The sequence below is a fragment of the Bacillota bacterium genome (assembly GCA_009711825.1).
Classification (GTDB): domain Bacteria; phylum Bacillota; class Proteinivoracia; order UBA4975; family VEMY01; genus VEMY01.
The window spans coordinates 15504-36803 of record VEMY01000005.1 but is presented as its reverse complement, the minus strand read 5'-3'; the positions used below and the strand labels follow the sequence as shown (position 1 = coordinate 36803).

General features: G+C 51.5%; 23 protein-coding genes and 1 riboswitch. Of the genes, 19 read left to right on the top strand and 4 right to left on the bottom strand.

Going from position 1 to position 21300, the window contains the following annotated elements; all coding sequences use genetic code 11:
- The first annotated feature begins 59 nt into the window (after window positions 1–59).
- Window positions 60–178, top strand: a riboswitch (molybdenum cofactor riboswitch).
- Between the two features lie 341 nt (window positions 179–519).
- The 10 genes from FH749_02775 to FH749_02730 all read left to right on the top strand — a co-directional run bounded on the left by FH749_02775 (window position 520) and on the right by FH749_02730 (window position 8248).
- The gene (locus tag FH749_02775) at window positions 520–1032 is read left to right on the top strand and encodes a hypothetical protein (GenBank protein ID MTI94400.1); all 513 of its coding nucleotides are present in this window, start codon (window positions 520–522) and stop codon (window positions 1030–1032) included.
- Between the two features lie 55 nt (window positions 1033–1087).
- Window positions 1088–1591 (top strand): hypothetical protein, encoded by a 504-nt coding sequence (locus tag FH749_02770; GenBank protein ID MTI94399.1) that lies wholly within the window; start codon window positions 1088–1090, stop codon window positions 1589–1591.
- Window positions 1588–2316, top strand: a complete 729-nt coding sequence (locus FH749_02765) for an ABC transporter ATP-binding protein (protein ID MTI94398.1) — start codon at window positions 1588–1590, stop codon at window positions 2314–2316. The genes FH749_02770 and FH749_02765 overlap by 4 nt, the downstream gene beginning before the upstream one ends.
- Before the next feature lie 14 nt (window positions 2317–2330).
- Window positions 2331–2984, top strand: a complete 654-nt coding sequence (locus FH749_02760) for an ABC transporter ATP-binding protein (GenBank protein ID MTI94397.1) — start codon at window positions 2331–2333, stop codon at window positions 2982–2984.
- Window positions 2977–3717, top strand: a complete 741-nt coding sequence (locus tag FH749_02755) for an energy-coupling factor transporter transmembrane protein EcfT (protein MTI94396.1) — start codon at window positions 2977–2979, stop codon at window positions 3715–3717. Before FH749_02760 ends, FH749_02755 begins: the two co-directional genes overlap by 8 nt.
- Entirely contained in the window at window positions 3717–4466 is a 750-nt protein-coding gene (locus tag FH749_02750) for a molybdopterin-guanine dinucleotide biosynthesis protein (protein ID MTI94395.1), read from the top strand. Before FH749_02755 ends, FH749_02750 begins: the two co-directional genes overlap by 1 nt.
- A gap of 52 nt (window positions 4467–4518) precedes the next feature.
- The gene (locus FH749_02745) at window positions 4519–4746 is read left to right on the top strand and encodes a DUF2892 domain-containing protein (protein MTI94394.1); all 228 of its coding nucleotides are present in this window, start codon (window positions 4519–4521) and stop codon (window positions 4744–4746) included.
- 104 nt (window positions 4747–4850) lie between these two features.
- Window positions 4851–6071 (top strand): MFS transporter, encoded by a 1221-nt coding sequence (locus tag FH749_02740; GenBank protein ID MTI94393.1) that lies wholly within the window; start codon window positions 4851–4853, stop codon window positions 6069–6071.
- A gap of 15 nt (window positions 6072–6086) precedes the next feature.
- Window positions 6087–6974: a winged helix-turn-helix transcriptional regulator gene (locus FH749_02735; protein ID MTI94392.1), complete on the top strand. Its 888-nt coding sequence runs from the start codon at window positions 6087–6089 to the stop codon at window positions 6972–6974.
- Window positions 6974–8248 carry an MFS transporter gene (locus tag FH749_02730; GenBank protein ID MTI94391.1) on the top strand — a complete coding sequence of 425 codons (1275 nt, stop codon included), beginning with the start codon at window positions 6974–6976 and terminating at the stop codon, window positions 8246–8248. The genes FH749_02735 and FH749_02730 overlap by 1 nt, the downstream gene beginning before the upstream one ends.
- Before the next feature lie 23 nt (window positions 8249–8271).
- Here the strand turns inward: FH749_02730 and FH749_02725 are convergent, their stop codons facing one another.
- The gene (locus FH749_02725) at window positions 8272–10581 is read right to left on the bottom strand and encodes a DEAD/DEAH box helicase (GenBank protein MTI94390.1); all 2310 of its coding nucleotides are present in this window, start codon (window positions 10579–10581) and stop codon (window positions 8272–8274) included.
- 112 nt (window positions 10582–10693) lie between these two features.
- Here FH749_02725 and FH749_02720 point away from each other — a divergent pair, with 112 nt between their 5' ends.
- The 3 genes from FH749_02720 to FH749_02710 all read left to right on the top strand — a co-directional run bounded on the left by FH749_02720 (window position 10694) and on the right by FH749_02710 (window position 12487).
- Window positions 10694–11392, top strand: coding sequence for a M48 family metallopeptidase (locus FH749_02720; protein MTI94389.1), 699 nt, complete (start codon window positions 10694–10696; stop codon window positions 11390–11392).
- Complete coding sequence (locus FH749_02715; protein ID MTI94388.1) at window positions 11377–11823, top strand: hypothetical protein; 447 nt, start codon at window positions 11377–11379, stop codon at window positions 11821–11823. Before FH749_02720 ends, FH749_02715 begins: the two co-directional genes overlap by 16 nt.
- A gap of 109 nt (window positions 11824–11932) precedes the next feature.
- The gene (locus FH749_02710) at window positions 11933–12487 is read left to right on the top strand and encodes a GNAT family N-acetyltransferase (GenBank protein MTI94387.1); all 555 of its coding nucleotides are present in this window, start codon (window positions 11933–11935) and stop codon (window positions 12485–12487) included.
- Window positions 12488–12525: 38 nt separating this feature from the next.
- Here the strand turns inward: FH749_02710 and FH749_02705 are convergent, their stop codons facing one another.
- Both FH749_02705 and FH749_02700 read right to left on the bottom strand, forming a co-directional pair.
- The gene (locus tag FH749_02705) at window positions 12526–13110 is read right to left on the bottom strand and encodes a hypothetical protein (protein ID MTI94386.1); all 585 of its coding nucleotides are present in this window, start codon (window positions 13108–13110) and stop codon (window positions 12526–12528) included.
- Between the two features lie 110 nt (window positions 13111–13220).
- Window positions 13221–14294 (bottom strand): GNAT family N-acetyltransferase, encoded by a 1074-nt coding sequence (locus FH749_02700; protein ID MTI94385.1) that lies wholly within the window; start codon window positions 14292–14294, stop codon window positions 13221–13223.
- A gap of 107 nt (window positions 14295–14401) precedes the next feature.
- Between FH749_02700 and FH749_02695 the strand changes: the two genes are divergently transcribed.
- The 3 genes from FH749_02695 (at window position 14402) to FH749_02685 (ending at window position 16873) form a co-directional block, all read left to right on the top strand.
- The gene (locus tag FH749_02695) at window positions 14402–14800 is read left to right on the top strand and encodes a response regulator (GenBank protein ID MTI94384.1); all 399 of its coding nucleotides are present in this window, start codon (window positions 14402–14404) and stop codon (window positions 14798–14800) included.
- A gap of 355 nt (window positions 14801–15155) precedes the next feature.
- A complete protein-coding gene (locus tag FH749_02690) occupies window positions 15156–16052 on the top strand; it encodes a hypothetical protein (GenBank protein ID MTI94383.1) in 897 nt (298 codons plus the stop codon).
- Complete coding sequence (locus FH749_02685) at window positions 16034–16873, top strand: hypothetical protein (protein ID MTI94382.1); 840 nt, start codon at window positions 16034–16036, stop codon at window positions 16871–16873. The genes FH749_02690 and FH749_02685 overlap by 19 nt, the downstream gene beginning before the upstream one ends.
- Before the next feature lie 61 nt (window positions 16874–16934).
- Here FH749_02685 and trpB read toward each other — a convergent pair whose 3' ends face one another.
- Complete coding sequence (gene trpB, locus FH749_02680) at window positions 16935–18143, bottom strand: tryptophan synthase subunit beta (GenBank protein MTI94381.1); 1209 nt, start codon at window positions 18141–18143, stop codon at window positions 16935–16937.
- A gap of 721 nt (window positions 18144–18864) precedes the next feature.
- On the opposite strand from trpB, the gene rnhA reads away from it, so the two are divergent.
- From rnhA to FH749_02665, 3 genes are all read left to right on the top strand, one after another.
- A complete protein-coding gene (rnhA, locus tag FH749_02675) occupies window positions 18865–19305 on the top strand; it encodes a ribonuclease HI (GenBank protein MTI94380.1) in 441 nt (146 codons plus the stop codon).
- Between the two features lie 541 nt (window positions 19306–19846).
- On the top strand, window positions 19847–20764 hold the full coding sequence (locus tag FH749_02670; protein MTI94379.1) for a GNAT family N-acetyltransferase: 918 nt from the start codon (window positions 19847–19849) through the stop codon (window positions 20762–20764).
- A 72-nt stretch (window positions 20765–20836) separates the two neighbouring features.
- Window positions 20837–21274 (top strand): hypothetical protein, encoded by a 438-nt coding sequence (locus tag FH749_02665; protein ID MTI94378.1) that lies wholly within the window; start codon window positions 20837–20839, stop codon window positions 21272–21274.
- Window positions 21275–21300: the final 26 nt, after the last annotated feature.

Genomic DNA, 21300 nt, shown 5'->3' with positions numbered 1-21300 from the left:
GTTTACCAGGTAAAAATACTTGTTTTTGCAGGAGAAACGAGAGTCTGTAGCGAAATAAAGCACTAACTCAACTCCGACCCCGAAAGGCTACAGCGATGGCCAGGCTGCTCGGGGCGACAGGGTGCGTTTGGAAACGGACGTGCCTCCCGGCGTGGAAAGGAGCCTGTCTGCTTGTTTAATGCTGCCATTCCATGGGAATGGTATTTTTTTATCCCGGTTGCTTTGCTAGGATAATGATATTTGTCAGGACAGCGGAATATGACTAAAATTAAGTGCTTTTGGGGTTTTAATTATCATTTGATTATTAGTATTAACTACTGATTTAATATAATCTTATCATAGCACGGGTATCACTAAAACTTTGAACTGTCAGCCGGCATATGTGCTTTGAGAAAGTAATACTAAGTGAGATTAAGAAGTATTGGAGCCGCTGCCATCCTGGCAGAGTGTTTCTAATGAGAGGTGATAATATTGTCCTTACTTAAGCGATTCTCGCTGCTTGATCTAGTTATAATTACAATGATGGCCGCCCTGGGTATCGCAATTAAGCCAATCGTTACTCCGCTGGCACAGATCATTACCGGCCCGCTTTTTATTCCGGGAGGAGTTGTCGCTGGTGGTTTCTACATGCTGTGGATTGTGTTGGGGTATGGACTCACCGGCAACAAGCCGGGGTCGGCAACACTGATTGCGCTTGTTCAGGCGTTAATGGTTTTAGTTTCCCCTTTCGGCAACCACGGCGCCTTCAGTCTTGTAAGTTACACCCTGCCCGGGATTGCTGTTGACCTGTTGTACTTGCTTGTGCGCCCCGGACCTACGTCGCCGCCCCGCGCTTTCGCTGGCGGTGTTGTCGCCAACTTTGCTGGCAGTTTACCGGTGCTGACAGTTGTAATGCGGGTGCCAATATTAGATGCACCCCTAGTGTTTTTGGCGCTCTTAACTGCCGTCCTTTCTTTGGCTGGTGGGCTTGGTGGATTGGTGGCTTTTGGACTTTTGAAGCAGTTGCGCAGATTTAAAATTGGCGTCGAGTGATAAGATGTTTTGCTGGATATAATAATTCGTTTTCTTATGGGAGGTAGATTGATTTATGGGTAACAAATTGTTAATCGCTGTGATAGTGCTGCTGGTCGTTCTGGTTGGTGTGCTGGCATATATCAACCGGCCGGATGTCGAGGGTTACGAAGACGCAAACTTCACTGTGACATACGGCGACGAAACCACAACGCTGGATTTGGCGGCGCTGCAGCAGCTCAATCAGTCCCAGTTTACAAAAACCCTGCGCTCCAGTGGCAAGGAGCCGGTGGACAACACCTATACAGGTGTTCCGTTGTCTACGGTGCTTCAGGCAACAGATGCGGATATACTCCAGGGCGTGGAGGTAGTCACCGTCAAAGCGATTGATGGTTACACGGTAGCGTTTCCTGTGGAAGAAGTTCTGCGTGAAGAGCATCTGTACCTGGTCTGGGAACGGGACGGTGAGCCGCTGGGCACCAAAGATTCGGGCGGCAGCGGACCTTTGTTGGTAATCCCCCGCCAGGATGAGTTCGGTCAGCGCTGGTGTAAATTCGCTGTCGAGGCCGAGGTGCGGTGACGGACGCACTTACCGTCAGGAACTTGTCTTACCGCTATTCCCCTGATGCATCACAGGTATTAAGAGATGTCAGCTTTTCACTGTCTGCGGGGGAAATGCTTGGGGTGGTTGGCCCTAGCGGTTGCGGGAAAAGCACTTTATGTTTATGTCTCAGCGGCATTATTCCCCACCAGCAAGGTGGTGACATGTCCGGGGAGGTCTTGCTGTTTGGCAAGGATACCCGGGAGATTACTTTGCCTGCTATTGCCACTCAGGTGGGGATTGTGTTTCAGGATCCGGAAAGTCAGTTGTTTTTGCCAGTGATTCGCAACGAGCTCGCTTTTGGCCCGGAAAACCTATGCCGCGAACCGGCGGATATTGCCCGGGTAATTGAAACGGTGGCAGCGCGAACAGGAATCTCCGCCCTATTACCCAATAATCCCAACCAGGTTTCCGGCGGCCAGCAGCAGATTGTGGCCCTGGCAGCGGTGTTGGCCATGGAGCCGAAGATTCTAATACTCGATGAGGTTACTTCGCAGCTGGATGCAGCCGGGGCGGAACGCATTCAGGCAATAATCGCCGATGTGCGACGCCGGGGAACGGCGGTAGTAATGGTTGAACACAATCTTGAACAGTTGCGCCAGGCTGACCGGGTGATCGCCATTAGTTCCGGCAGTATTGAAGTAGCGGCAAGTTACAATGAAGTGTTGAGTGCTTTGGAGCGCTACTATCGGCCCAGGCAATAAACGGAGTGAATGATATGGAGTTTTTAAGCTTAAATAAAGTTAATTTTTCCTGGCCTGGTGGCCGGCAAGTGCTTACAGACATTAGTTTGGCAATCCATCCCGGTGAAACTGTTGCCCTGGTCGGCGCCAACGGAAGCGGCAAGACAACGTTGGGTAAGATTATGGTTGGAATTCTGCAGCCTGCCAATGGCCAGGTGCACTTAGCGGGCAAACCATTGGGCCAATATTCTTTGGCCGAGGTGGGCCGGCGCATCGGCTATATATTTCAAAATCCGGAAAAACAGCTGTTTACCCCCTCGGTGAGGGAGGAAATTGGGTTCGGCCTTCGCCACCGACAGGTTGCTGATGGGGAGATCAAGCGCAGGGTTCAGGCGATGTTGGAGTTGTTCGAGCTGGAATATTGTGCTGATAGTTTCCCTTTTAATCTCAGCCAGGGTGAAAAGCAGCGTTTGGCGTTGGCCAGCGTCCTGATTTTGGAGCCGGAATTTGTGATCTTCGATGAGCCCACCACAGGCATGGATTGGTTTCGCAAACAGAGCTTTCGCGAGTTGTTGACGTTGGTTCGAAAAAGGGGCTGCGGTTATGTCCTGATAAGCCATGACCCCGATTTGAGCCAGGACAGCTGCTCTCGAATCCTCCGTCTGGAAGGGGGGCGTCTCCATGTTTAATCAGGAGCTTGATCCCCGTTCTGTTCTGACCTTTGTTCTGGTTGTTACAAGTCTGGCTATTTATCTGAATCAGGTTTTTTGGCTGGGGGGCTTGTTTTTATTTGTGTTGATATTGTTGGCCCTCGGCCGGGTGCAGTACATGCGGCTGCTTAGGCGCGCGCGCCGGTTCGCGCCGCTATTATTGGGTTTACTGGTAATCCAAAGCCTGGCTCATTCCGGCGGCAGCGTCCTTGTGCAGATTGGCGATTTCCGTTTGCTCACTGTAGAAGGTGTTTGGGCTGCATTTTCAGTGCTATTGCGCCTTTTGATTATTGTCGGCGCGGTGATGCTCTTAAATCGCAAAGACCCGCAGCAGATAGCCATGGGGCTAATCAAGTGGAAAGTCCCCTATGAGTTGGCCTTCATGGTCTTGCTGGCAATGCGTTTTCTGCCGGTCCTCACCGAGGAATTTCAGGACGCTCTCACCGCAGTGCAGCTCAGGGGCGTGGAGCTTGCCAACATTCCCCTGGGGCAGAAACTGCGTATATATAACTATATATTACTGCCGGTGGTTGCCGGGGCTGTGCTCCGGGCACGTCGGGTAGCCACAGCTATGGAAGCGCGGGCATTTCGCGCCTATCCCCGGCGCACCTACTTGGAACCACCGATTTTGCGAACTGTGGATTACCTAATAATTTTCGGCTCGTTACTTGGAGGTTTGACACTGATGTCAATTTACAGGGGGTGGCTGTAATGAGGGTGATTTCTGTAACCGGAATCACGGGCTCAGGCAAGACGACAACTGTGGAAACGATAATTTCCGGGCTGCGCCGGCAGAGATACAGCGTGGGCTCGGTGAAGGATATTCACTTTGAGAAGTTTGCTATTGATACCCCGGGGTCCAACACCGATCGCCACCGGTCAGCCGGCGCCCAGCTGGTAACGGCCCGGGGCATGCAGGAGACTGATGTTTTGTTCCCAGGCAAACTACCGATTCAGAAAATACTCAGCTTTTATGAACATGACTGGGTAGTGCTGGAGGGCGTACGTGACGCCAATGTGCCGCGGATAATCTGCGCTCATGATGAAGAGGGTATCGAGCAGCAGCTGGATGCTTATGTCATTGGGATTGCCGGTGTAATTGCCAACAGGATTGACAGCGAGTATAAGGGGCTGCCGGTATTTAATGTCCTCAGGGAATCTGAGCAACTGCTTAAGTTTGTCGAGGCAAAAGTGCCAAAGCTCTTGCCTGACTTCACCGCTGAGTGTTGCGGTCTCTGTGGGATGTCCTGTCGTGACCTCTTGGGGCAGATTAACCGCGGCCAGGCAAGCCGAGAAGACTGTGTCCTGGAGCAGCGGGTGCGCCTGAAAGTAGGCGAACAGGATATAACGATGGTGCCCTTTGTTCAAGAAGTGTTGGCAAAAACCTTAATTGGCCTGGTTTCGACCTTAGACGGTTACCAGGCGCATAAACCAATTGAAATTAAGATTAACAATGACTAAGGGCAGCGATTTTGCTTCAAACTAACAATACCACTACAGGGGAGCGATATGTTTGCGGCGAAATCTTGGTTACCGTGATCGGGTACTGCACATGGTTGGCGGAGGCATGTTGGCTGGCTATGCCCTGGCGCGGCGAGGCAACCCGAAGGTCAATGACTTGCTTTTTGCAACCGGCGTGATGGGCGTGATGGAGGGCTTGCATGGTTTTTCCGTCATGTACGACATGTTGGGTTGGTCATCAGACAACCCAAAACAAACAATTGAACTGGGTGAAAGCTAAAAAAGCTTTCATCTTTTTTTATTTTGTATTGCTTTTCCGGAGGGTTCGATTATTATAGAACTAGATACGTAGTTCGATAATATGCGAACGCTGGAGGGATTAAAATGAGTGACTTATTCAAAAACCGTTCGTTTGTTTTTATTTGGTTGGGGCAGGCAGTGGCCGGTTTGGGCGGCACGTTTTTTGCCTTCGTCATGTCCTGGTTGCTCCTGGAGCTGACAGGATCGATGGTGGCCATGGGCACGGCCTGGCTGTTGTTTTGGCTGCCAAGCCTTGCCGTTCAACTCTGGTCCGGTCCCTGGCTGGATCGCTGGGATCGCCGCAACGTGCTGGCCTTTAGCCAGTTTGCCTGCGCGACGATGCTTGTGGCGCCAATGATCTTGTTTTTTTCTGGTCATCTGCAGGCGTGGCATATCTACGCCGTGACCTTTGGCAACGGTCTGATGGAGCCCCTGTTCCGGCCGGCTAGCATGGCTGTTGTTGCTTCAGTCTTGCCCCGCAATCGCCTGGTAAAGGGGAACTCTTTGCTGGAAGGGACTCAGCAGATTATGTACCTGGTCGGGCCACCCCTGGGCGGAGGGCTGATCCGCTATCTGGGGGCAGGGCCAGTTCTGGTTCTGATGGTGGTGCTTACCGCAGTCGCCGCTACATTGCTGACAATGCTTCCGTCCTGCCGTTCCGGGAGCACTGGCCGTGAACCCTGGCTGACCCAGTTTCGTCAGGGGCTGGTGTTTTTCCGCCAAAATCCCGCTCTCTTCTGGGTGGGTATTTTCCTGGCCATTTCCAACACCTGTGCTTCAGCCACCAGCCCGATGCTATTGCCGCTGATTACCGAGCGCCTTGCCGGCGATGCCTTTCACTATGGCTTGTTTACCGGCGCTGGTTCCCTGGGTATGATTGCGGCCACCGTTTGGACCGGTTTAAGCCGGGAGCCTGGTGACCGTCGCTTGGTAATGATGGGCTTTCAGGTGGCCGGTGGCCTTATCTTGGCCCTAATTGGCCTGGTCACAAATCTCTGGGTGGCGATTATTTTAAACAGCATCTATGGTTTTACAATGATAATATTTAACATCCACAACAACACGATTTACCAGAAGCGGGTACCTGCAGACTTAATGGGGCGGGTCTTTGCTGTCCGCATTCTGCTTGCCCAGCTGGGCATGCCCGTGGGCGGCTTTGTCGGCGGCGTGGTGGCCGAGTTTTGGGGTTTACCACTGCTCTTCATTATAGCCGGCGGGATGGTTGCATTGGTGGCCCTGATTGCCCTGGTGTCCCCTGTGTTTCTGAATCTAAACGATGACAACATGGCAGAAGCAAGCATGTGATGGAGGTGTAAGCAGATGCAAGTAGAATACGATCCCCGTCCTTGTTATGAGCTGGTCATCAGTTTGCTCGCTTTCCTCGATAACAAAGGGAATAAAATTACGGATTTGGGACCGAAGTGGCTTAAATCAGTAACTAAGCAGGTACCGGACGGATATGGGGAGCGTTATCGCAAACTGTCTCCGTTGCCCCTGGTGTTGTGCCGCCTATCCCCGGCTCGGACAGCCGAGGACTTCTTGACTTGGTTCGCCGGCCTCAGTAAACAGGAGATAATTACACTATTGTTGCCCCGGGATGAGAAGGGACAGCTTTCTCGCCTAGATGTTGATGAACTCCACCAGCAGTGGTTAGAAGGGCTGAATATTTGGCAGCGAGTGTATTTCAGCAAAGTGGACCCTGAAATACTGGCACAGCTGACGGCAGATGCCCAGGAACGCTCTCGGCAGGATTGGACGTCTGAAGAGCAAATCGAGCGCGCCACCAACGGCGTCACATTGGAGTGGCCCGGGCTGGAGCGGGTTGTCCTCGTTCCTCAATATCACTACAGTCCGTGGAACTTGAACGACTGGGGGGCAGGAGAATACTGTATTTATTACCCCGTGGATGTCGCATCCACGGATTTGGCGAGTCCGGCACCGGCCTTGCTGCGGGGTGGGCGGGCGTTGGCGGATGAAAACCGCCTGCGGATTTTGCGGTTTTTGGGCGCTGGCACCCGTACCTTTACCGATGTGGTTAAATTTATTGGTCTCGCCAAAAGTACAGTTCATCATCACATGGTTATCTTGCGGGCCTCTGGGCTGGTCCGGGCGCATGTGACCCCAGACAACGACCGCTACAGTCTCCGCCCCGGGGGAATGCTTCGCCTTGCAGAGCAGTTCGAACGCTTTTTTGAAGGGGACTCATAATGCAAGCAGCTGAAAAAGTCCTGTCCCTGGAAGGGCCAGAGTTTGAGCGCCGGGCCCAGGCGAATATGGCATTGATGCTGGCAGGTAAACTAGTTTCCACCTTTGGCACTTTGATCTATAACTTCGCAATCGGCCTCTATGTCCTGCAGGTCACTGGTTCTGGGATGAGCTTCGCCACCACGTTATTGCTCAGTGTGCTGCCTCGGATCATCATCGGTCCGTTTGCCGGTGTCATCGCCGACCGATTGCCACGAAAATTAATGGTTGTTAGCATGGACCTGCTCAGCGGCGCCGTGGTTACGGGCTTGTTCATTCTATCCGGGTTCTGGGGCTTGCATTTATCCTATATTTATGTCGCAACAGTGCTGTTGTCACTGGTGAATACACTGTTTACAGTTACCCTCGATGCCGCCACCCCTGGTCTTGTCGATGATAAGCGCCTGATGCGAATAAACTCCCTTAGTCACAGTATTTTTTCGCTGGCGGAGATTGTTGCTCCGGCAGTCGGGGGAATGATTTTTGTTCTGGTGGACATCCGCATCTTTATGATTATCACCGGTATTGCCTTTCTTCTCTCGGGGATTACCGAACTATTTATCGATTTTCATCTAAACGTCAAGGGCGCAAAGAGCGAAGCCAAGAGTGTGCTGGCGGATTTGGCAGCGGGGCTGGGATTCCTCCGACGCCATGAGTTTTTATACGCCATCTGCTGCTATGCGGTGTTTATCAATTTCTTCACCGCCATGGGGTTTAGCGTGGCGCTGCCGTTCATCCTCAATAACGTAATTGGTTTCAGTGAGGCCCAGTATGGGCTGGCGATGGCGATTTTCCCGGCCGGGATCTTTATCAGTTCGCTGGTGCTCTCCATCAGGCCCGAGGCGAAAAGCAAATATCGGATGCTGATTATCGGCGCGCTGGTTCTTTCACTAGGGCAGCTTGCGCTGGGGATCCCGGCGCTTCCGGCGTTTTTGCCCCTGGATATCCGTGTGCTTCTGACGATATACATTGGCTTGCTTCTTGTTTCCGGCGTTACCAAGCCGATTATCAATGTACCGATTTTTGTCCTCATGCAAAGGGAAACCCCTGAAGAGTACCGGGGACGAGTGTTCGGCCTGCTGCAAACCGCGGCGATATCGATCTCGCCGGTGGGCTTCGTGCTCGCCGGGTTACTGATTGAAATCTGGCCAGCGTGGAGCATCCCCGTGCTCTCGGGACTCGGAATGTTGGGAATTGTGGTGTTGATGAAGCGCAATGACGTCCTAAAAAGTATCTAAAAAAAGGAGCCGTGGCTCCTTTTTTATCTGGACCAAAATTCTTCGATACGGCTTGGCCAGGCAGATGCAAACAGCCCTTCTGCCAGCCAGCTTTCCGGAAGCAGTTGCCGATAGCCCTCGCTGCGGAAGCGGTCGTCCATCAGGACAACAATTCCTCTGTCCTCCGGTGTGCGCAGCACCCGGCCGGCCGATTGAATCACCCGCAGGAGACCGGGAATCAGGTAGGCGTAGAGGAAACCACTTCCTTCTTCACTTTGGTCAAAATAGTCCCGAATCAGTTGTTGTTGTGCTGAGACCATTGGCAGACCGGGACCGACAATGATGGTGCCAATCAGCTGCTCGCCGGGCATGTCCACCCCCTCGCCAAACAGGCCGCCCATCACAGCCATGCCCAGATTGGCGCCGGCGCCGGTGAGGGCCGCCAGCAACTCCTGGCGGGCAGCAATGTCCATGCCTGCCTGCTGACAATGCAGCTTGAAGCCCGAGGGCAGGTATTCCGGCAGGTAAGCCGCAACCGCTTGCAGGTAGGTGTAGGAAGGGAAGTAGGCGATGTAATTGCCTGGGTTGAAACTTACCACCCTGGCGATGTTACGGGCCACCGCGGGGTAATATCTGTCCCGCACCACAAAGCGGGTTTGAATGCCCGGGATGTGGGCATAGAGTCTATTTTCCCGGGGAAAGGGCGAGGGCAGGTTCACATCCAGATATTGCTCCCGACAGCCCAACAACTCCCGGTAGTAAGGGCCGGGGTTGAGGGTCGCGGAAAAAAATATTGCTCTGTTTTGCCCCCGTTGTTGTTTTAGCAGCGGGCCGGGGTTAAGGCAAAATATCTGAAGCAAGGTGTCGCCCCCCTGCCGGGATACATAAACGGCGTGTTCCGGGCTTAGGTGTTGGCAGATGCGGTTGAAGCGGAGCAGGCGCTTGCTGAAATCGGCCAGTTCTACCGATTCTGATTCCATAAGCGCGATGGTTTCCGACATGCGCTCCAGTTTGGCGCGCATGCCCCAGGGCAGTTTGTCTAAGAGCAGCATCCCGCCCCCCTGGGCTTTAAGTTCTTTGTTCCATTGAATAAAGGATTTGTTCAGATCTCCAAACTGATCGGCCAGTTGGGGATTTTCAGTTTTCAGTGCCCGTTGCAGGTCAAGAATCTGCTTCTTTGCAAGCGTCGCGGAGAACATTTCTCGCCCCCGGCTCACCAGATTATGGGCTTCATCCACCAACAGGGCCGCCGGGACATTTTGCCCCGGACCGAAAAAACGTTTGAGCTGGACTAGGGGGTCAAAAACATAATTGTAATCTGCCACCACCAAATCTGCCAGGGAGGCGGCCTCAAGACCCAGTTCAAAAGGGCAAAGTTTGGCCGTGTCTGCCTGTTCCCGGATCAGGTCGACGCTGAGAATTTGCCGGTTCAATAACCCGGGCAGTAGCTTTGTCGCCCGGGGGTAAAAGTCCCGGCCCAATTCGCAGGTGTCACAATCGCCCTCAGGATGGCGGCAGCTGCGTTCTTTGGCTTCGATAAACACCGCCCGCAGTTTTAGCCCCGGCAGGCGATGCAGGGTTTCCTCCACTATTGCCCGCCCCGAGGTTTTTGCTGTAAGGAAGAATAACTTTGCCTCGGGTGGAGCAGTTGCCAGCCACTGAAGGGCGGGATAGAGGATTGCGGCTGTTTTGCCAATACCGGTGGCCGCCTCGACCATCAGGTCCTGGTCTTGCTCCAGGGCCAGCTGGGTTGTTGCCACCAGCTCCTGTTGACCGGGGCGATAGCTGGCAAAGGGAAAGGCGAGGGTTCGTAAGCTGGCGTTTCTCCCCGCCAGCCACTGTTGCTGGCGTTGTTCCTGGTTGATGTAATCGCGAACCAATTCGGCCAACAGTTTACCGCTGTTGGCAATTTGCTCCGCTGTGAGGTCAATGGAGCGCTCCTCTTCTTGTTCCAAGTGCCACCAGGTGAGGCGGGCCCGAATTGTCCGTCCGGGGCTTTGGTCCTGCACAATCCAGGCATAGACGCCGAGCTGGGCCAGATAAAATTGGTTGTGCTGCGGATCCAGGCGCTCAGGAGGGAGCCAGGTTGTTTTGATTTCTTCCACCAATATGTAATCACCGGTGTCCTGGTAGCCGTCAATGCGACCGCGGACAGTGAGCTGCCAGTTCTCGCTCTGCCAGTCGTAAAAAACGGAAACTTCTCGTTTATACTCCGCTGGGCGGGTGGCGGTAACGGCGCTGTGGCCCTGGATTCCCTGCTGGAGTCGTAGTGGATGAACATAAGCGCGGCTGATATCCCGGGGACCAAAGCGTAGGGTCAAAAGATCGCGGACGCTGATTGTCAGTTTAGGCATAAACTTCCCCCGCCTTAAGTAAGGATAATTTTAGTATAACATTTCTGGAACATATGTTCCATGAAAAAAATTAATGTTAGAATAGAGACATCTATTTTTCAGGAGGACAGGAATGAAAAAGAGCATCCTCACCATCAATGGCCAACAACTGACGCTGGAACATTCGCCCCGGCTGAAAAAAATCCATATTACCATGAATCCCCAGGATGGCATCATCGTGCGGGTGCCGGTGGGGTGCCCTCGCAAGCGTGCTGAGGCAGTTGTTAAGGAACACTGGTCGCAGTTAAGTACGAATCTTGCTCGGATTCGGAAAAAATGTCCCCGGCGTGAATATAATAGTGGTCAGCAAATACCGCTTTTGGATGAGCAACTGAGTTTGCAATTCGGAGCGGGTGATGCTTTTCAGGCTACCCTGCGAGACAGAACTATTTTTATTACTCCCCGTAAAGCGGAGCGGGAGATTGTTCGCGAGTTAGTAGCAGGGATATATCGGCAGATTGCCCAGGATTACATGCCCCGGCGGGTGGCATATCTAAACCAACGGCACTTTCAATTTCATTACAATCAGGTGAAGGTTCGTGATCAGCAAAGTATTTTGGGCAGTTGTTCTGGCGGCAGGAATCTAAATATTAATTTCCGGCTGCTTTTGGCGCCGGTAGCGGTTGTGGACTATGTTTTGTTACATGAGCTGGCTCATTTACAGGAGATGAACCATTCACCCCGGTTTTGGGGGCTGGTGGAAGGGGCTTGCCCCAATTACCGAGAACATTTGCATTGGCTCAAGGAAAATGGCATGTGTTTGTATATTTAGGAAAGATTATAACCAAGATGAAATCAAGGGGGGACATTATGCCAGCGGTAATTGTGCTTGGAATGCGCAAGCTTGCCCTGGAGTTGGTAACAGCTGCCGAGCAGGTGCTTGGTCGTCAGCAAGGGGTCTATGCCTTGGGTTTACAACCTGGCGATACCGAGGATAACTTGCGACGGGAACTGGAGTTATTGGTGAGAAACTGCCCTGGGCCTGTGTTAATCTTGGTGGATTCACGGCAGGGAGTATGTGGCCAAGTGGCCGCCGACTTCACAAACCGGGCTAAGGTTGTCTATGGGGCCAATCTACCAATGCTGATGGCTGTGCTGAAGAGCCGTTCAGAGCTCAGTTTTATCCAGCTTTTAGAGCTGGCGGTTTCTGCCGGCAAAGAAGGTATTTTGATGGCGAAAAGCTCAACTTCGCCCTGGGGTTGAGCTTCTATACTAAAAAGCATCTTCATGATGTTTTCAAAGCCTTGAAAAAGCGGTAGACTAATGCTAATAGTTTTAGTTTGGTATTGCAGTAAGATTGGAAAAGAGGTGTATAATGGTAAACATTACCGATTTTGTCGCAGGTACTGAGCAAGTCAAGCAGGTTGCTGAGCTTTTACATCAGGCTTTTCCCTGTCCTGACGGGTGGCCGACACTGGCCGCTGCCAGAGACGAGGTGGAGGAATTATTGGCCACCGACCGGATTGCCCGAATTGCCGTTGAAGGAAATCTGGTTTTGGGCATGATTGGCGCTCTGCCTGCTTATAATGGCATGTGTTGGGAGCTGCACCCCCTGATGGTGCGGGAGGGCTATCGCGGCCAGGGCTTGGGCGCGGCTCTAGTGGCTGACCTGGAAGCCGAAATCAGCGTTCGCGGAGGCGGCACAATTTATATTGGCAGCGATGACACCAAGGGCGAGACAAGTATCGGCAATTGTGAGCTTTTCCCCGGCGTGCTGAAAAAACTTCAACATATAGAAAATTTCCATGGCCACCCCTACGAATTTTACATAAAGCAAGGGTATGAAATTGTCGGCGTTATTCCCGACGCCAACGGAGCTGGCAAACCGGATATTATGCTGGCCAAACATATTCGCCGGGAAAAGTAAAAGCGCCCCAAGGGTGATGACCCCAAGTGGCGCATACTTTAAATTTGGTTTGCTGTCCGACCCTGATGCCAAACGTAAATTTTATCAACGATACCGGATAGTTTCCTTTGGACATCTCCGGCCAAAATAAGGTCTGGAGTGAGGGAGGATTGTTGGTGCTCCCGAGGCTCTACCTGCATATACGCTGTTTTGGCTGCACCCCAGTCTGCCACCGTGGCTTCAATAATCTTGGGAGTGTGTTCTTTGCTGGTAGCGCCCGCCGCATTGGCTAGCACAACTCCTACAAGAAACTGACGCGGATTTTGCCGTTTCCAATCCATGCTTTGGCGCCTTTGCATCAGCGCTACCCAGGTTGCCGGCGGCAACCCACCATATGTAGGTACAAACAGCGCAGTGATATCTGACGAATAAAGTTTTGAGAGGATGGCATCTGCTTCATCATCATAAGGACAGCTACCGGAAAAACAGCGGTATTCACAATTGCCGCAGGGTGTAATTGCCGCAGTTGCCAGCTGGATATGGTGACTGGTGGTGGCAAATCCGGTAAGTTGCTGTAGAAAGTAATCGGCCAGGGCAGCGCTGTTGCCCTGGGGGCGGCCACAGCTAAGAGCAGTTATTTGCATTCGGTCAACCTCCCGGAAAGATTATCCATATTATAAATTATGATAGCTCAAGTAGCCACTGTCAATGGATAAAAAAACTGCACCGCGTGAATGCCACACGGCGCAGTCTTCTAGAAGCCTGCATCGAGATCGAACTCGCTGTCTCCATAGGAAAAAAACCAGTTTTCTTCAGATCCCAGGATTTTGGAATCCAATTTTTCGTTAAGGCGCAGAGCAATGAAGTGATTGTTTTGCAAAGGGCGCCCGAGATCTCTAAAGCCTAGGGTTTTTAGCTCCGCTCTGAAATACGGACCAGTACTTTCCAACATCAAATTGGCTCCGTTATTCCTTGCTTGAATCAGGGCCTGATTTGCCAGAGCAACAATGAGATCTTTGCTACGGGGGCCGACATAGTCCACTAAAAGCGCCGAGCCGTTTTTAAGCATTCGCCAGATCAAGAGGCCGGCCGGTTCTGCGCCTTGGTATGCGGTGATAAACTTGTACTTGTGGTTAGGCCTTTGGTTGTAGCGCCAGTCACAATATTTGTGATGTCGTGCTACCATGATTGGTGCAAAGTTATGCATTTTTGCCCATAAACTATCAGTTTCCGGCGGCGCTTGTGTTGAGTTGGTAAAACGAAACCAACCGGTATGTCGATGGGAGTTGGCCTGTAACTTTCTGTGGTCATAGCGCCGATATCCCTCATTGGCCAGCTTGGCCAGCCCCGGCAGACGAAGCTTTTTTGTCAGGGCTTTTTCTAGATTCAGTGGTCGGTAACTGGCGGTGCGCTCAAACAGCACTTCCCAGCCAAATTTGACGTACCCCGGGTAGGAATTGTTGTTGGCAAAGCCAAGAATTAGATCAATTCCCTGCCTGCGAGCAGCTTCAATATTGTGATTTGTCAGGGCCCGGAAAATTCCCCGGCGTTGATACTCAGGGTCCGTCATTGTCCGAATTGACCAGGCGGCATTATACTGGTTGCCATTGATTATGACTGGCACAGGAAGCAGACAGTCAGAGGCAACAACCTTGGCGCCATCTTTGGCCACGTGCAGGAAATGGCCTTCACGATTAAAAACATTTTTGACAAACAGCCATTCATACATGCTTCGGCATGGCTCTTTGCCATCATAGATGACCTTAAACAGACGGCTGAACTCAGGAAAATCCTTTTGAAAATCTAATGCCTCTATTGGATACGACATGCTCACTCCCCCCTACTAGTTACTAGATAAATTATAGTTTATTTTCTCACGGTTTACCACAACAAAGTGCGGTTTTTTTTTTGGAATTAGCAGGGATTTTGCTGTTAATGTTGAATAAAATAAAAAACGGCAGGAGGGAGAAGCCGATGTTTAAAACAGCGATTATTGCCGACGATGATCCCATTTCCCGCGCGCGCGTTGAGGAATTGGCCAGGGAACAAAATTATAAAATTGTTGCATCAGTAGATAATGGCGCCGATGCCGTTGAACGGATACTGCATCATCGTCCTGATAAGATTTTTCTTGATGTAATCATGCCCAAACTGGATGGGCTGGGAGTTTTGGAAGAACTTGTTCAATACGAAGATTATAAGCCGGAAATTACGATGGTGACTTCTTATAGGCGCCGTGAAATAATTGAGCACGCCCTGAAGCTGGGGGCCAGTGATTACTTAATTAAGACCCCTGCCGGTCTGCAAAAAGGAGATAACCTCCTATTTGACTAAAATTAATATTAAATGGCACCTAAGGTGCCATTTTTTAGTGACGGACACTGGGACGGGCGGTGTCCAGCAGACCCAGCACGATATGGGCAAGACCAAAGCCCAAAATACCTGAGCCAAGATTGCCGCCAATAAACCAACCGATCAGTGAAACCACGATACCCAAGCCAACAATAATCCAACTGGTTGCGATACCACTGCTGCTCATTTTATCGCCTCCTTACTGGGTTCAAATCTATTTTTCCCAGCAGCCATAGAGTCGATACAGTGTTTTGCTGCATAAAATTGGTTATTTTCAGAGGAAAATTATTTTAAATATAGAATAATACACTTAGGAACAAGCAAGGGAGTGGTGGGCGTGTCCATCATTATCGAGTTGGGGTCAGTTAAATCCCTGACAGAACCCAGACCCGCTGATTTTACGTCTAACCAAGGATTTAATATTTACTGGCAACAAGCTGGAATTAATCCCGATGAAGTGGCGCGGGCGATTTCCGACGGCAATTCGGCTGGCTTTGAGGGCGCACGGGAGCTGGCTGCTTCGGTGACAACCGCAGCTCAGGATGCCGGTTGGTCCGATATCTTAAATATTTTGGGCCGGGTGTCCAGTGTGTCGCTGGAGCAATTGTTGATCAGGCATTTACCCGAACAGGTAGAAACTGACGCAGAAGTTTTTTTTGTGCCTGGTGCCTGCCGGCCGGTGGTTTTTCAGGGGAAACAGCTGGCAATAAATGTGTTTTCCTTAGAGCAGCGGAAACGCAAGCTTTTTGTCGAGGATACGCCGCTTTTGTCCTTGCTGTGTCATTTTGTGCATCGAATTTGTACGCAAAAATTTGCCAAACAAGCGGGAAATTCCCGTGAGCAGGTCGTCTCGTCATTTTTAAGCAAATTATTTTTGGAAGGGGCGGCCACTCTATTCTTCACCTTGCCCACCAGCGGTGTTGTCTCGCAACAGTGGGCAGCAGCAGAGAAACGGCGGGAACATGATTTTGCCAAACTAAGAGAAAAATGCAAAGACGAGAGCAGTAATCCTGAACAGCTTCGTGCGGATTTGGAACGGCAGTTTGCTCTGACAGCGGCTTCTGCGCTGACGGCCAGATATCCAATCGGCACCTATATGTGTCAGGTGATTGAAAGCGCCTTTGGCCGTAATCATCTAGTTCAATTGCTGTCGCAGCCGTCTCGGTTCGCCGAAGAATACGAGCAGGCGCGGAAGAAGTTCGCTCTTCCTGACAAATATTCCCTGGATCTATAGGAGGAAAAATTGTGGGTGGTTGGATTCAACAAATACACACCAGAAAATCTGTGCGTCAGTATCAGCAGCAACTAAATTCGCAGCTGACGGGGCAGGTGATGCATTGTTTGCAAAGCCCTTCGCTTCTCAACGAAAACCAGTTACGTTTGCGGCTTTTGCCAGGCGAAGAAGTTCATCCCCATCTCTCCGGCTTTATCGGCAGCTACGGCAAAATACGAGCGCCTTTGTACATAGCTGCCATCTGCGATGGCAAACACCAGTCGCTACTTAACCTGGGTTTTGCTGTAGAGAGGATAGTGCTTGAGCTCACCGCAATGGGTTTGGGAACCTGTTGGATTGGCGGTTTTTTTGATAAAAACCAGCTCAGTGAAGAGTTGGAGCTTACTGGCGCGGATACTGTTCATGCCCTGATAGCCTTGGGCCAGACTGCATCCCAGACCTGGAACCGGGCTTTGAAGGCTGCCGCCGGTATGAGCCGGCGGTTGCCAGTAGAGCGATTGCTGCCTAAGAATTTTCCCCTGGACTCTTGGTTGCATTCGAACCCGGGTTGGGAACATATCCTGTCGGCTTTGCGCCGGGCTCCTTCAGCAGTCAATCGGCAGCCCTGGCGGTTGTATCCCGATAACAATGTGATACACGTGTACAGCGCGCGACCAAAATTGAAGAATTTGACCGGTAGGTTTACACCGATTGATATTGGCATCGCCCTCTGCCACCTGCGTTTGGCGGCAGAAGACGTGGGTGTCAATTGCGACTTTTTCCAGGCCGAAGAACCACCGACGACTGAATGGGATTACCAGTTGTCTGCGCGCTGGAACTGATAACCGTCCTAAACGGGCTGTTCCCTCAATCAGGGGCAGCCCGTTTTTTGATTGTTCTGCTTTATACTTGGCTGAGCGGGACGGTATTGTCCAGTTTACTCACCTGGGCCACATCCTTGTCACCGCGCCCTGAGAGGTTGACAATAAGCGCCTGCTCTTTCGCCAAGGTGGGCGCCAGTTTTAACGCATAGGCCACAGCATGGGCGCTCTCCAGAGCGGGGATTATCCCCTCGGTGCGCGATAGCACATTGAAGGCCGCCAGGGCCTCGCGGTCGGTGACTGCAACATAGTTGGCGCGACCGGTTTCTTTCAAATGGCTGTGCTCTGGGCCGACGCCGGGGTAATCCAGGCCTGCGGCCAGCGAATGGGTGGGCCGCGAGTTGCCGGCTTTATCGCCCAACATATGACATTTAAAGCCGTGGATGACTCCAGGTTTTCCCTTGCAAAGCGGAGCGGCGTGTTTTCCTGAGTTTAGACCATGACCAGCTGGTTCGACACCGATAATTTTGGTGTTTAAATCGTTGAGGAAGCCGGAAAAAAGACCGATGGCATTGCTGCCACCGCCAACACATGCAAGAACATAATCTGGCAGCCGGTTCTGTTGGTGAAGGATTTGCTCTCTGGCTTCGCGACCAATTACTGCCTGGAAATGGCGGACTATCGCCGGATAAGGGTGGGGGCCTACCGCCGAACCCAGCAGGTAATAGGTGGTGTCGTAATGGGCCATCAGATCTTCCAAAGCGGCGTCAACTGCGTCCTTCAAGGTCCCGGCCCCGGCTTCAACCTTGTGGACCCGAGTGCCCAGCAACTCCATGCGATAAACATTCAGGGCCTGGCGGCGCATATCCTCGGCACCCATATAAATTGTGCAGGGCAGGCCAAACATTGCGGCGGCGGTCGCAGTGGCCACACCATGCTGTCCGGCACCCGTCTCGGCGATTATCCGTTTAGCACCCATTTGCCGGGCCAGAAGCGCCTGTCCGATGGCGTTGTTAATTTTATGGGAGCCGGTATGGTTTAGGTCTTCTCGTTTTAAAAATATTTGGGCACCACCCAGATTCTCAGTTAGACGTTCGGCAAAATAGAGCGGATTAGGACGTCCTATCGCCTGTTGGTACATCTTGTCCAGTTCTCGGGTGAAGGCCGGGTCGTTAATCGATTCAGTATACCTGGTTTCCAGGATATCTAATACCACTTGTAATTCCTCGGGAACAAAGCTGCCACCAAATTGTCCGTAAAACCCCCGCTTTGTTTTATAGGCGTTTTGCATTTTTCAGACCCCTTTCTAGAGTATTTTGTAGTTTTTCATTCAAACATCCGGCATGATGAACCGTGCCGGAAAGCTTTGGTTGTCTGAATCTGGTATGCCTTCACAGCATTGTCATCACCTCCAAAATAAAAAACCGTCCTCAAAAAAGGACGGGGGTAAGCCGCGGTGCCACCTTAGTTGACCTGTAACCAGGTCCGCTCTTTTGCCGGTAACGGCGGCTGCCGGCCGGGGTACTTAATTCCCCCGGGCGCTCCTGGGTCCATTCCCTGACCAGACGCTGCCGGCTTACACCATCCCGGCTCGCTGGAAAGCCCCTGTTTGTCAGGTACTACTCCCAATCATCACTTTCCATTGTTTTTATTTGGATATAAAAAACCGTCCTCTGATTTAAGGACGGAAATCTCCGCGGTGCCACCTTAGTTGACCGTAAACAGGTCCCCTCAAAGCCGATAACGGTGGCTGCCGTTCCGGGATACTTGTTTCCCCCGGACGCTCACGGGTCCATTCGCTGCAAGAACGACGCCGGCTCCCACCGCCCCGGCTCGCTGCGGTCGTAATAACTGCAGGTACTAATCCCGCTCAACGCTTTACCTTGATGCCAAGTTGAAACAAATATAGCACGCGGGCGCAGGTCTGTCAAATGTTTTTTTTGTCTCGGGGAAGGATTGATGTGTAAAAAGAGAGAATACTGTTGAAGCAGTGTTATCAGGAGGACGAGATGATGATAAGAGAACTAAAGGCTGTTACGCTATATACCGATGGCGCATGTTCTGGCAACCCCGGGCCTGGAGGCTGGGCCGCTATTCTCATGTTTGGTGCCCATAAAAAGGAACTCAGCGGGTTTGAGGAGCAAACCACAAATAACCGGATGGAGATGCGGGCAGTGATTGAAGGATTTCGTGCCCTGAAAGAACCATGTCGGGTCACCGTCTATAGTGATTCTGAACTTATTATTAATGCATTCAACAAAGGCTGGCTGGAAAGCTGGCAGCGAAATAATTTTAAACAGGGCAAGGTTAAGAATATCGACCTTTGGCAACAATTGTTGCAGCTGATTCAGGGACATGACATTACCTGGGTCTGGGTTAAGGGCCACGCTGATAACGAGTTCAACAATCGCTGTGATGAATTGGCTAGAGAGCAGATTACAATCAATAAATGAGGCCGTAGCGGTCTCATTTTGTCATATGAACGTACCCGCCTGTCAGCAGGGAAAAACTGGTCGGACGTCGAATTTCAATGAGAACTGATTGTACAGGCGGTGATTTTGTGGAACTGTTGATGCTCGGTACACCCTATTTACTCTTACTGCTTGTTACCGGCGCCAAATACCGGTTGGTTGCTTTAGGTTGGCGGCAGTGGGTTGAGCTTGCCAGCGGCAGACTTGCGGGCAGGTTGCATTGGGCAGGCAGCCGGCACATATATTGGTACCATTGGTGGGCCCGGGAAGGCAAAGATTGGTTATTGGGTGGTTGCTTTGGTTACTGGGGAATCAAGTATATGATTACCCTGTATCCCGCAACCTTAGTTTGGCTCAGCGGACTCATTACTGTTGTTTTGACTCTGCAGATTATTGCAGCTCTAATTCTATGTTTTTCGTTATTGGAGTATCGACTGCCGGATTGGCTGCAGCGTCTGGCCTTGCGCTCGTCCCTGCCCGATACAAAGCCGGGTAATCGCGGCCGAGCTTTACTTTGGGGATTATGGTTGCTAATTATCAGTGCTTTTTCCCTTGTAGCCTGGTTGACATATGGTGGTTTACACTTGGTGGCTGCCGGATTCCTCAGTTGTTTCCTGGGATTTCTATCGGTTATGCAATTCTTTTGGCCGACCGAGACCACCAAACATTCTTTGGAGGTGGATTGATGCTGAAAAGACTATTAGAGCATAATGCCGGTTACTTTGGCATAATCAGTAACCGGGAAGACCGTGCCTGGGGGACGTTATTTTGGAATCCGGATAATCCCGAACATCACGATTCCAATCACGCCCAGGACATCAACGTTACCGCCGGTAAAGTTGCTGATACAATCGCGGAGATTGAAGATTTTTACCGTAGTCGGGGTTTGATCCCCCGTATTTATTGCGACCAGTTTACAAAACCGCCAGGCCTCGTGGAGTATTTGGCAGAGCAAGGTTACCAGATACAAGAAGATATTTTTACAGTGATGCTATGGGATTCACTGCCTGTTGAACCGCCTCTGCGACCGGGGATAACTGTCGAAAAAGTGGAAGAGCATAATCGGGCCGAAGCGCAGATTATTGTCACCGGTGAGCAGGCCTGGGGGACCCCGGAGATGATTGAGACGGTGTTTGCCCGGGAATTTGCCAATCCTGATGTCCAGTACTACCTGGTTCGGGTTAACGGTACTCCGGCAGCCACCGGATATTTATTTTATCAGGGCTCTCTGGCCCGGGTGGAGAACTTCCGCACTCTATCGGAATTTCGCCGTCAGGGGTGCGCGATTGCCTTGATGCAGCATATGCAGCAGGAGTTTACCCGCAGGGGAGGAGAAGGCCTTTACCTGCTTGTGGACAATGATATTGCCCGCAAATTGTATTTACAAAGCGGATTCCAGGATATCGGCGAGGTTAGAAATATTGTCGCTTGGCAGGAATGAAAGGGGCTTAAAATTAAGTGAAATTAATGGCCGTGTGGGTGGCGCTATTGGCGGATTGACATCCGGTGTGCCGTGACGGAAACGACGGTTGACGGCCGGGTTGGCGGCTTGCTTCGAGGAGGAGACGTCCGGATTCAACTTTCCGATTCTCAAATCACCGGGCGACTCGGGGGCGGTGTTTTTGGTAAAGATGTTGTTCTGACACGGAGTGCAACAGAAATTAGTGGTCGGTTTGGTGGCGCGGTTGACGGACAGAGCATCACTCTGCGGAGCAGCGAAGGAAAATTTACCGGACGGGTCGGCGGCGAAGTGCTGGGCTTTGATATAAATCTCAGCATCGAAAATCAAAACCTGAGCGGCCGACTGGGCGGAGATGTTATCGGCCACTCTGTGGATATCCATATTGGAGAAGGAGTTGAACCAATTATTGCCGCCCTTTTGGCGTGTATTACGCATTATTATTATAAAGTAACTGCCCGGAATGGTAATGCCGGTTCTCGTGGACATTGAGGTTATTTGACTGGGTCTTGGGTATA